This is a genomic window from Saccharothrix lopnurensis (assembly GCF_042658445.1).
In the GTDB taxonomy this organism is placed as follows: domain Bacteria; phylum Actinomycetota; class Actinomycetes; order Mycobacteriales; family Pseudonocardiaceae; genus Actinosynnema; species Actinosynnema lopnurensis.
On record NZ_JBHSQO010000088.1, the window covers coordinates 1 to 8,856 of the forward strand.

Annotated in this window: 8 protein-coding genes and 2 CRISPR repeat arrays; of the genes, 4 read left to right on the forward strand and 4 right to left on the reverse strand. The window is 70.5% G+C overall.

Annotated elements, in window-relative coordinates; translation table 11 throughout:
• Positions 1-282 precede the first annotated feature (282 nt).
• Positions 283-1,285: a CRISPR direct-repeat array (repeat unit 28 nt; unit sequence GGACCACCCCCGCTTGCGCGGGGAGCAC).
• A gap of 522 nt (positions 1,286-1,807) precedes the next feature.
• The 3 genes from ACFP3R_RS37335 to ACFP3R_RS37325 form a co-directional block, all read right to left on the reverse strand.
• A complete protein-coding gene (locus ACFP3R_RS37335; RefSeq protein ID WP_380643732.1) occupies positions 1,808-2,143 on the reverse strand; it encodes a hypothetical protein in 336 nt (111 codons plus the stop codon).
• Between the two features lie 107 nt (positions 2,144-2,250).
• Positions 2,251-2,682 carry an Imm1 family immunity protein gene (locus tag ACFP3R_RS37330; protein WP_380643735.1) on the reverse strand — a complete coding sequence of 144 codons (432 nt, stop codon included), beginning with the start codon at positions 2,680-2,682 and terminating at the stop codon, positions 2,251-2,253.
• Complete coding sequence (locus ACFP3R_RS37325; protein WP_380643737.1) at positions 2,670-3,422, reverse strand: DddA-like double-stranded DNA deaminase toxin; 753 nt, start codon at positions 3,420-3,422, stop codon at positions 2,670-2,672. The genes ACFP3R_RS37330 and ACFP3R_RS37325 overlap by 13 nt, the downstream gene beginning before the upstream one ends.
• A gap of 348 nt (positions 3,423-3,770) precedes the next feature.
• On the opposite strand from ACFP3R_RS37325, the gene ACFP3R_RS37320 reads away from it, so the two are divergent.
• On the forward strand, positions 3,771-4,088 hold the full coding sequence (locus ACFP3R_RS37320) for a hypothetical protein (RefSeq protein WP_380643740.1): 318 nt from the start codon (positions 3,771-3,773) through the stop codon (positions 4,086-4,088).
• 680 nt (positions 4,089-4,768) lie between these two features.
• Here the strand turns inward: ACFP3R_RS37320 and ACFP3R_RS37315 are convergent.
• Complete coding sequence (locus ACFP3R_RS37315; protein ID WP_380643740.1) at positions 4,769-5,086, reverse strand: hypothetical protein; 318 nt, start codon at positions 5,084-5,086, stop codon at positions 4,769-4,771.
• A gap of 348 nt (positions 5,087-5,434) precedes the next feature.
• On the opposite strand from ACFP3R_RS37315, the gene ACFP3R_RS37310 reads away from it, so the two are divergent.
• The 3 genes from ACFP3R_RS37310 to ACFP3R_RS37300 all read left to right on the forward strand — a co-directional run bounded on the left by ACFP3R_RS37310 (position 5,435) and on the right by ACFP3R_RS37300 (position 7,049).
• Complete coding sequence (locus ACFP3R_RS37310; protein WP_380643737.1) at positions 5,435-6,187, forward strand: DddA-like double-stranded DNA deaminase toxin; 753 nt, start codon at positions 5,435-5,437, stop codon at positions 6,185-6,187.
• Positions 6,175-6,606: an Imm1 family immunity protein gene (locus ACFP3R_RS37305; protein WP_380643735.1), complete on the forward strand. Its 432-nt coding sequence runs from the start codon at positions 6,175-6,177 to the stop codon at positions 6,604-6,606. Before ACFP3R_RS37310 ends, ACFP3R_RS37305 begins: the two co-directional genes overlap by 13 nt.
• Before the next feature lie 107 nt (positions 6,607-6,713).
• Positions 6,714-7,049 carry a hypothetical protein gene (locus ACFP3R_RS37300; protein WP_380643732.1) on the forward strand — a complete coding sequence of 112 codons (336 nt, stop codon included), beginning with the start codon at positions 6,714-6,716 and terminating at the stop codon, positions 7,047-7,049.
• Between the two features lie 522 nt (positions 7,050-7,571).
• Positions 7,572-8,574: direct repeats of the CRISPR family, unit length 28 nt; unit sequence GTGCTCCCCGCGCAAGCGGGGGTGGTCC.
• Positions 8,575-8,856 lie beyond the last annotated feature (282 nt).

Genomic DNA, 8,856 nt, shown 5'->3' on the forward strand with positions numbered 1-8,856 from the left:
ATCTGAACAGGACTCCTATCCACCCGGACCACGACGGTCCAAGTGTGTCTGGTGTCCAACATCCAGGGTCAAGTCCCTCCCTCCCTGGGCGGGCTCGTGCCGTGTGGCACAGCGTGGCGTCGTACTCCTGTGACACACGCACACATGGTCCAAACGGACTTGAAGTCGCTTTTCGGGCCTTCATACCGGATGTTGGACAATGGGTTGTGCGGTGTGATCAGCTGGCCACCTCTCTCGCATAGGGAGCACGTGCTGACGACACCACGTTGCTCAGTGCCGAGCGGACCACCCCCGCTTGCGCGGGGAGCACTGTGGGAGTCGCACGGGGGGTCGAGCTCCTGTGGGACCACCCCCGCTTGCGCGGGGAGCACCAGTCCCGAATTCACGACCCACACGTGCTGGGAGGACCACCCCCGCTTGCGCGGGGAGCACGCGACGACGTAGCGGACGACGAGGGGGACGAGGGGACCACTCCCGCTTGCGCGGGGAGCACAAGTACGCGCGCGTCCAGCACGAGCACCCGGAGGGACCACCCCCGCTTGCGCGGGGAGCACTCGGGTCCGATGAATTCGATGGTGCCGCGAACCGGACCACCCCCGCTTGCGCGGGGAGCACTCAGGACGCCCGACGCTACGCGCCGTTGCCCCAGGACCACCCCCGCTTGCGCGGGGAGCACCGCAGATCACGGTCCTGCTGGATGTCGACCGGGGGACCACCCCCGCTTGCGCGGGGAGCACTTGGCCGAGCTGGTCATGGCGGTGGCCGACGAGGACCACCCCCGCTTGCGCGGGGAGCACCCGGTAAGGGCTTCGTGCACGGGACGGGGACGCGGACCACCCCCGCTTGCGCGGGGAGCACTACACCGACAGCAGAAAGCATATTGCAGAGATAGGACCACCCCCGCTTGCGCGGGGAGCACTCCGTCTTGAGAAACGGTGACAGCGTCTTCCTGGGACCACCCCCGCTTGCGCGGGGAGCACTTCGGCTCCACGGTGTTGGTCGCCGCGGTCGGGGGACCACCCCCGCTTGCGCGGGGAGCACGAACCCGAGGTGACCGAGTACACCGACGATTGCGGACCACCCCCGCTTGCGCGGGGAGCACCAGTTCCTAAAAAATGCGCACGGTTATTACGGCGGACCACCCCCGCTTGCGCGGGGAGCACTCGAGGGTCATGGGGCGCTCGTCGAGGAACGGGGGACCACCCCCGCTTGCGCGGGGAGCACTTCCAGTTTGATCAGGTCGTCGCGGCGGCGGTCGGACCACCCCCGCTTGCGCGGGGAGCACTCTTCTTGACCAGGGACTTTACAGGCCGGGGTGCCTGTTTTCATTCGGTTCGTTGCGGTCTCGTATGTCGGTGGTCGTCTCATGTCTTCGACAGGTGGGATGTCGAGGGGCGACGGACCTCCCGCAGCCGTAGGAGCTGCCGCTGTGCTGGGCGGTTATCCTGACCGCGGCGGTCACAGCACTGGCAGCAGGTGCCTGGGTGCTGGAGTGGTGGCTGTCGCGCGCGGTATCGGGATCGCGTAGGGCATCGCGTGATCGGTTGAGAAGCCGGCGAGTCCCCATGACCACGAACAACTGCCGCTCATCTGGGGAGAGCGCTCGGCGCGTGGCCGAGGGGCACCGCCCGGACACGACCGGGTGGATGCCCACGTCCGTCATCGCCGAAGCGCTGCGTCTCTACATGGTTTGACCGAACGCCGCCGGGCGCCTCCCCGCCCGGAAACGTGTCCGGTCGGTGGGGTCAGGCCGCAGGGGTCAGCGGCGCGGATGACAGTGCGAGGCGGGTGGCTGCCCGCGTACTGCTCAGACTCTGGTTGCGGTGTCGGCCGCGCATGGTCGGCGGTGGTGTTCGGCCAGTTTCTGGAGGTCGACGGTGAACAGGGCGTCGTCGAGCAGTTCACGAAGATCGCCGTCGACCCTGTCGTCGACCGCGACCTGGTCGTCTTCGTCGATCAGCAGTTCGGCGTCGGGGTTGACGGTGGTGGCCAGTCGCGAGTTGACCGCGGTCCGGTAGGCGGCGGTGACGGCGCCCAGGTCGTAGTCGGAGGCGTGTGCGGCGAGTTGGTCGACCACGAGCTCCCGCAGTGACGTGCGGCCGTCGAGGTCCGCGAAGTCGGCGAGGGTTCCCGGCGATCGCATGGCCACGATGATTCCGGGCGGGGGCGTCACCTGATCGAGACAGGGGCCGAGGTGATGTCGAGGAAGCTCCGGGACACTCGGCCGGCTCGGGACGTGCGGGTCCGGTGTCAGGGCTGGGGGTGGTCGAGGGGCCGTAGTTCGGGCTGGTCGGAGGGGATGACGCCGTTTCCGGCGAGGTAGGCCGACAGCGCGACTCGTATCGTCGACAGGGGTACTTCCTGTTCGGTGGGCACCGGGTGTTCGTGGCCTTGCAGGTCGTAGGTCGCCGTGCCGGTCGCCTGCGGGTTGCCTGCGGTGGCGCGTGCGACTCCGCCGGGTGGCAGTTCCTGGACGAAGCCGTGGTCCCGGCCGATTCCCGCGTAGAGCACGGGGGAGGTCCAGGGGTCGTGTTCGACGGTGAACTCGACGACGGGGGGGTGGTCGTGGTCGGCGCCGTAGGCGTGGACGCGGTCGACGAACTCGTCCAGTTCGTCCTGGGTGTCGATCCGGACGGGGTTGTTTCCCGACTCGGGGTCGTAGATGGCCCTCAGCGTTGCCACGGTGGCCGTTTCCCTCCGGTGAAGGTCTGGTGGTAGCCGTTGGTGCCGTGCGCGGTCAGGCGGCTGCCCTCCGGCAGGACCATGCCGAGCAGGTTCTCACCGCCCCAGGTCAGTCTGCGGGGGATGTGGTTGACCACGAGGGTGGCGTCGGTGATGCCTTCGCGGCGCATCCGGGCGGCCACCTTCATCTCCACGTGGGTGGCCACGACCGGGGGGCCGGGTAGCGGGTATCCCTGGTCGCGCAGGGCGTCGTGGACGGCCTGCGTGTCTGTGTCGGTGCCGCTGACCACAGTCTCGGCGGGTCCGTCGCCGGTCACCAGCTGTCCATGGGTTTTCTGCCCGGTCCCGGGCCGCACCGGTGGTGGAAGCCGCCGCCGTAACGCCTCGACCCTCCGCGCCGTGTCGGGGCCTGGGCGTGGCGCGGGCGGTTCGACGCCGGGCTCGTTTCCGCGTGGTCCGGGCGACCGGTCCGAATCCTCATCGGTGGAGGCCACGCCGAGAGCGACCATCATCGCGTGCAGCGTGGTCGCGGCGGCTTCCAGGACGCGGGTCAACCCCTCGTTCCCGTCCGCGTGCGCGGCCACCTGCCTGAAGCGGGCTGCTGCGGCCGCGCCACCTTCGGCGCGTGCTGTCCCGGCGCATGCCGCGGTCAGAGTGGCGCCTGCCTGTTCCGCCGCCTCGGCCGCCGCCCGCAGCGCCTGCCTGCCGTGGTCGATTCTGCCCATCACGGCACGCAGCACGGTGCCGACCTCTCGCAACGACGCCACCGCACCCCCGACCGCAGTCCTGCCCGCCGGCCAAGTCCTCCACCGGGTGCCCCGCGACCCTTTTCACCCGATTCGGTGAACCGGGTCCTCGTGTCGACGGTGGTCGGCGCACGTCGGGTGCGGTTTATGAGCGGGGGAGCGGTCATCACGTCCGTGAGCGCCCACTATCGACACTCCGGCGAAGTGTGAGGCCCGGGCATCCTGGGTGTCCGCGCGAACGGACGACCCGGTGGGGGAGCGGATGGCGGGAGCTGACGGCGGGTGGGCGCGGTGTTCGCTGGCCGTGAGTTCCGGGCGCTGTTCGCCGCGTAGCTGCTGAGCATGGTGGGTGACCGGCTCGCCCGGGTCGCGCTGTCGGTGCTCGTCTACGAGCGGACGAACTCCGCCGGCTGGACGGCGGTGGCCTACGGGTTGACCTACCTGCCGGACCTGGTGAGCGGGCCGTTGCTGTCCGGTTTGGCGGGCCGGCACCCGCGTCGCGCGGTGATGTCGGCGACCGATCTGGCCCGTGCGGTGCTCGTGGCCGTCATGGCGGTTCCGGGCTGCCGTTGTGGATCGCCGGGGTGCTCCTGGTGGTCGTGCAGGCGTTGGGCGCCCCGCACGCCGCCGCCCGCGGTGCGACCCTGGCGGCCGCGCTGACCGGCGACCGGTATGTGGTGGGTGCCGCCGCGCAGGACGTCGTGGTGCAGACGGGTCAGGTGGTGGGCTTCGCCACCGGTGGCCTGGTGGCGGCCGGTCTGGGCGTGGGCGAGGGCCTGTTGCTGGACGCCGGGACCTTCCTCGTTTCCGCGGTGCTCGTGCGTCTGGGGATGCGCGCCCGGCCCGCGCCCCACCTCGCGGCGGCGGCGTGGGCGCGGCGGCGTGGTCCTGGTGGGGTTCGTTGCGCATCGGGCTGCGCCTGGTGCTGTGCGCCTGGCGGCCGGGGCTGGCGCTCACGCTGGTGCTGTGGGCGCTGTCGGGTGCCGCCTCGGGCCACCACGTGGTGGCCCGAGGCGGCACCCGACAGCGCCCACAGCACCAGCGTGAGCGCCAGCCCCGGCCGCCAGGCGCACAGCACCAGGCGCAGCCCGATGCGCAACGAACCCCACCAGGACCACGCCGCCGCGCCCACGCCGCCGCCGCGAGGTGGGGCGCGGGCCGGGCGCGCATCCCCAGACGCACGAGCACCGCGGAAACGAGGAAGGTCCCGGCGTCCAGCAACAGGCCCTCGCCCACGCCCAGACCGGCCGCCACCAGGCCACCGGTGGCGAAGCCCACCACCTGACCCGTCTGCACCACGACGTCCTGCGCGGCGGCACCCACCACATACCGGTCGCCGGTCAGCGCGGCCGCCAGGGTCGCACCGCGGGCGGCGGCGTGCGGGGCGCCCAACGCCTGCACGACCACCAGGAGCACCCCGGCGATCCACAACGGCAGCCCGGAACCGCCATGACGGCCACGAGCACCGCACGGGCCAGATCGGTCGCCGACATCACCGCGCGACGCGGGTGCCGGCCCGCCAAACCGGACAGCAACGGCCCGCTCACCAGGTCCGGCAGGTAGGTCAACCCGTAGGCCACCGCCGTCCAGCCGGCGGAGTTCGTCCGCTCGTAGACGAGCACCGACAGCGCGACCCGGGCGAGCCGGTCACCCACCATGCTCAGCAGCTACGCGGCGAACAGCGCCCGGAACTCACGGCCAGCGAACACCGCGCCCACCCGCCGTCAGCTCCCGCCATCCGCTCCCCCACCGGGTCGTCCGTTCGCGCGGACACCCAGGATGCCCGGGCCTCACACTTCGCCGGAGTGTCGATAGTGGGCGCTCACGGACGTGATGACCGCTCCCCCGCTCATAAACCGCACCCGACGTGCGCCGACCACCGTCGACACGAGGACCCGGTTCACCGAATCGGGTGAAAAGGGTCGCGGGGCACCCGGTGGAGGACTTGGCCGGCGGGCAGGACTGCGGTCGGGGGTGCGGTGGCGTCGTTGCGAGAGGTCGGCACCGTGCTGCGTGCCGTGATGGGCAGAATCGACCACGGCAGGCAGGCGCTGCGGGCGGCGGCCGAGGCGGCGGAACAGGCAGGCGCCACTCTGACCGCGGCATGCGCCGGGACAGCACGCGCCGAAGGTGGCGCGGCCGCAGCAGCCCGCTTCAGGCAGGTGGCCGCGCACGCGGACGGGAACGAGGGGTTGACCCGCGTCCTGGAAGCCGCCGCGACCACGCTGCACGCGATGATGGTCGCTCTCGGCGTGGCCTCCACCGATGAGGATTCGGACCGGTCGCCCGGACCACGCGGAAACGAGCCCGGCGTCGAACCGCCCGCGCCACGCCCAGGCCCCGACACGGCGCGGAGGGTCGAGGCGTTACGGCGGCGGCTTCCACCACCGGTGCGGCCCGGGACCGGGCAGAAAACCCATGGACAGCTGGTGACCGGCGACGGACCCGCCGAGACTGTGGTCAGCGGCACCGACACAGACACGCAGGCCGTCCACGACGCCCTGCGCGACCAGGGATACCCGCTACCCGGCCCCCCGGTCGTGGCCACCCACGTGGAGATGAAGGTGGCCGCCCGGATGCGCCGCGAAGGCATCACCGACGCCACCCTCGTGGTCAACCACATCCCCCGCAGACTGACCTGGGGCGGTGAGAACCTGCTCGGCATGGTCCTGCCGGAGGGCAGCCGCCTGACCGCGCACGGCACCAACGGCTACCACCAGACCTTCACCGGAGGGAAACGGCCACCGTGGCAACGCTGAGGGCCATCTACGACCCCGAGTCGGGAAACAACCCCGTCCGGATCGACACCCAGGACGAACTGGACGAGTTCGTCGACCGCGTCCACGCCTACGGCGCCGACCACGACCACCCCCCCGTCGTCGAGTTCACCGTCGAACACGACCCCTGGACCTCCCCCGTGCTCTACGCGGGAATCGGCCGGGACCACGGCTTCGTCCAGGAACTGCCACCCGGCGGAGTCGCACGCGCCACCGCAGGCAACCCGCAGGCGACCGGCACGGCGACCTACGACCTGCAAGGCCACGAACACCCGGTGCCCACCGAACAGGAAGTACCCCTGTCGACGATACGAGTCGCGCTGTCGGCCTACCTCGCCGGAAACGGCGTCATCCCCTCCGACCAGCCCGAACTACGGCCCCTCGACCACCCCCAGCCCTGACACCGGACCCGCACGTCCCGAGCCGGCCGAGTGTCCCGGAGCTTCCTCGACATCACCTCGGCCCCTGTCTCGATCAGGTGACGCCCCCGCCCGGAATCATCGTGGCCATGCGATCGCCGGGAACCCTCGCCGACTTCGCGGACCTCGACGGCCGCACGTCACTGCGGGAGCTCGTGGTCGACCAACTCGCCGCACACGCCTCCGACTACGACCTGGGCGCCGTCACCGCCGCCTACCGGACCGCGGTCAACTCGCGACTGGCCACCACCGTCAACCCCGACGCCGAACTGCTGATCGACGAAGACGACCAGGTCGCGGTCGACGACAGGGTCGACGGCGATCTTCGTGAACTGCTCGACGACGCCCTGTTCACCGTCGACCTCCAGAAACTGGCCGAACACCACCGCCGACCATGCGCGGCCGACACCGCAACCAGAGTCTGAGCAGTACGCGGGCAGCCACCCGCCTCGCACTGTCATCCGCGCCGCTGACCCCTGCGGCCTGACCCCACCGACCGGACACGTTTCCGGGCGGGGAGGCGCCCGGCGGCGTTCGGTCAAACCATGTAGAGACGCAGCGCTTCGGCGATGACGGACGTGGGCATCCACCCGGTCGTGTCCGGGCGGTGCCCCTCGGCCACGCGCCGAGCGCTCTCCCCAGATGAGCGGCAGTTGTTCGTGGTCATGGGGACTCGCCGGCTTCTCAACCGATCACGCGATGCCCTACGCGATCCCGATACCGCGCGCGACAGCCACCACTCCAGCACCCAGGCACCTGCTGCCAGTGCTGTGACCGCCGCGGTCAGGATAACCGCCCAGCACAGCGGCAGCTCCTACGGCTGCGGGAGGTCCGTCGCCCCTCGACATCCCACCTGTCGAAGACATGAGACGACCACCGACATACGAGACCGCAACGAACCGAATGAAAACAGGCACCCCGGCCTGTAAAGTCCCTGGTCAAGAAGAGTGCTCCCCGCGCAAGCGGGGGTGGTCCGACCGCCGCCGCGACGACCTGATCAAACTGGAAGTGCTCCCCGCGCAAGCGGGGGTGGTCCCCCGTTCCTCGACGAGCGCCCCATGACCCTCGAGTGCTCCCCGCGCAAGCGGGGGTGGTCCGCCGTAATAACCGTGCGCATTTTTTAGGAACTGGTGCTCCCCGCGCAAGCGGGGGTGGTCCGCAATCGTCGGTGTACTCGGTCACCTCGGGTTCGTGCTCCCCGCGCAAGCGGGGGTGGTCCCCCGACCGCGGCGACCAACACCGTGGAGCCGAAGTGCTCCCCGCGCAAGCGGGGGTGGTCCCAGGAAGACGCTGTCACCGTTTCTCAAGACGGAGTGCTCCCCGCGCAAGCGGGGGTGGTCCTATCTCTGCAATATGCTTTCTGCTGTCGGTGTAGTGCTCCCCGCGCAAGCGGGGGTGGTCCGCGTCCCCGTCCCGTGCACGAAGCCCTTACCGGGTGCTCCCCGCGCAAGCGGGGGTGGTCCTCGTCGGCCACCGCCATGACCAGCTCGGCCAAGTGCTCCCCGCGCAAGCGGGGGTGGTCCCCCGGTCGACATCCAGCAGGACCGTGATCTGCGGTGCTCCCCGCGCAAGCGGGGGTGGTCCTGGGGCAACGGCGCGTAGCGTCGGGCGTCCTGAGTGCTCCCCGCGCAAGCGGGGGTGGTCCGGTTCGCGGCACCATCGAATTCATCGGACCCGAGTGCTCCCCGCGCAAGCGGGGGTGGTCCCTCCGGGTGCTCGTGCTGGACGCGCGCGTACTTGTGCTCCCCGCGCAAGCGGGAGTGGTCCCCTCGTCCCCCTCGTCGTCCGCTACGTCGTCGCGTGCTCCCCGCGCAAGCGGGGGTGGTCCTCCCAGCACGTGTGGGTCGTGAATTCGGGACTGGTGCTCCCCGCGCAAGCGGGGGTGGTCCCACAGGAGCTCGACCCCCCGTGCGACTCCCACAGTGCTCCCCGCGCAAGCGGGGGTGGTCCGCTCGGCACTGAGCAACGTGGTGTCGTCAGCACGTGCTCCCTATGCGAGAGAGGTGGCCAGCTGATCACACCGCACAACCCATTGTCCAACATCCGGTATGAAGGCCCGAAAAGCGACTTCAAGTCCGTTTGGACCATGTGTGCGTGTGTCACAGGAGTACGACGCCACGCTGTGCCACACGGCACGAGCCCGCCCAGGGAGGGAGGGACTTGACCCTGGATGTTGGACACCAGACACACTTGGACCGTCGTGGTCCGGGTGGATAGGAGTCCTGTTCAGAT

What these genes read in the sequence shown, in the direction of transcription:
- ACFP3R_RS37335 (WP_380643732.1), bottom strand. Translation starts at nt 2,143, where the DNA reads ATGCGATCGCCGGGAACCCTCGCCGACTTCGCGGACCTCGACGGCCGC.
- ACFP3R_RS37320 (WP_380643740.1), top strand. Translation starts at nt 3,771, where the DNA reads ATGGTGGGTGACCGGCTCGCCCGGGTCGCGCTGTCGGTGCTCGTCTAC.
- ACFP3R_RS37315 (WP_380643740.1), bottom strand. Translation starts at nt 5,086, where the DNA reads ATGGTGGGTGACCGGCTCGCCCGGGTCGCGCTGTCGGTGCTCGTCTAC.
- ACFP3R_RS37300 (WP_380643732.1), top strand. Translation starts at nt 6,714, where the DNA reads ATGCGATCGCCGGGAACCCTCGCCGACTTCGCGGACCTCGACGGCCGC.